Source organism: Oleiphilus sp. HI0125, from assembly GCF_001635355.1.
Genome location: NZ_LWGF01001018.1, coordinates 1 through 881 on the forward strand (window position 1 = coordinate 1; position 881 = coordinate 881).

An 881-nucleotide genomic window follows, 5' to 3' on the forward strand; every position below is an offset into this window, starting at 1 on the left:
CGCATAACTCACTTACGGCAATTCTGTTGTAGTGATTGGCATATAGATTGCTGAATAACTACAACGCCTAATTAATCAATACATAATTGACGAGATTTTGACGTGGCAGATAAAGAAAAGCCAGAAAATGAAGAGCAGGGCGCTGAGCAGGAAGCAACGGGATCAAAGAAAAAACTGTTTGTTATCATTGGCTTAGTTGTACTTTTGTTGGCAATAGCTGGCGGTGTGACGTATTTCTTGATGGCAGGCGGAGAATCTGAAGCGAGTGACGACACGACGCCAGAGATTCAGCCTGCTATTTATATGGATTTAAAACCACCTGTACTTGCGACGTTGATGGTAGACGGTCGCCAACGTTATATGCAGGTAAGCTTAAACGTTATGGGGCGTGATCAAGCTGCTTTAGATGCAGTCGATTATCACATGCCGTCGATACGTTCGAAGCTAAACGCCTTATATGGCGGAGCGGATTTCAAAATGGCTCAAACAATTGAAGGAAAGGAAGCGCTGATTGCTGAAACGCTTACTTCAATCAATGCTGTTCTTGAAGCCGAAGGTGAGCCTCCTATTGAGGCTGTGTATTTTACAAACTTCGTAATGCAGTAAGAAAAGGTTATTAGCTTTCGTGCAAGACTTACTCTCACAAGACGAAATCGATGCGCTACTTCATGGCGTAGATGATGGAGATATAGACACCGAAGAGGATCATTCTGAAGACGGCGTCCGTTCCTATGATCTAGCTAGCCAAGACCGTATTGTTCGTGGGCGAATGCCAACGCTTGAAATGATCAATGAGCGTTTTGCACGATATACCAGAATTAGCTTGTTTAACTTATTGCGACGTAATGCTGACGTTTCCACAGGTGGCGTTCAGATTATTA

At 43.6% G+C, this 881-nt stretch carries 1 protein-coding gene and 1 pseudogene; both read left to right on the forward strand.

Going from position 1 to position 881, the window contains the following annotated elements:
* The first annotated feature begins 102 nt into the window (after nucleotides 1-102).
* Nucleotides 103-606, forward strand: coding sequence for a flagellar basal body-associated FliL family protein (locus tag A3762_RS17470; RefSeq protein WP_068756104.1), 504 nt, complete (start codon nucleotides 103-105; stop codon nucleotides 604-606).
* 19 nt (nucleotides 607-625) lie between these two features.
* Nucleotides 626-881, forward strand: a pseudogene (locus A3762_RS17475) (flagellar motor switch protein FliM); the annotation flags it as partial.